This window comes from Bartonella sp. AA86SXKL (genome assembly GCF_042196885.1).
Window position 1 is genome coordinate 1 of the sequence record NZ_JBHIRE010000288.1, and the last position, 481, is coordinate 481.

Annotated in this window: 1 pseudogene; it reads left to right on the top strand. The window is 41.0% G+C overall.

Annotation, left to right across the window (positions count from 1 at the left end):
- Nucleotides 1–481, top strand: a pseudogene (locus ACFIO5_RS11580) (BafA family autotransporter); the annotation flags it as partial.

Consider the following 481-nt stretch of genomic DNA (forward strand, 5'->3'; position numbering starts at 1 on the left):
TGGCAGTGGATACTAGGGTGTTTGCGGCAGGGGTACAGAATGTTTTTGCTGGTGGGAGAGCGAATACCGTTACTTTGGAAGAAGGAGCCCTTCAAAGAGTCTATGCTGGTGGATATGTAGAAACTCTGATGATTAATAGCGGAGCCAATTCGTTGGTTTATTCTGGTGCAATATTGGAAGGGGCAGTAAAGATTAATGGCTCTGGAAAACTCCATCTTTACGCTGGAGATGGAGGACATCAAACTACAGCAGAAGAGATTCTTTTAAATGGAAAGGAGGCGCAATTATACTCTATTGCTACTGAAGTTAATGGCTCAAGCTCTCTGATTGGGAAATTAAGTGGTAACGGGAGTGTTATTTTCACTTCTACTGCTACCTCTCCTGATTCTACAAAGCTTAATTCTTATTATTCTCTGCTTTATGTTGGTGATCTTTCAGGAAGTCTACATTTCAATTTGAGGGTTAATGTTAAAGAACGCTA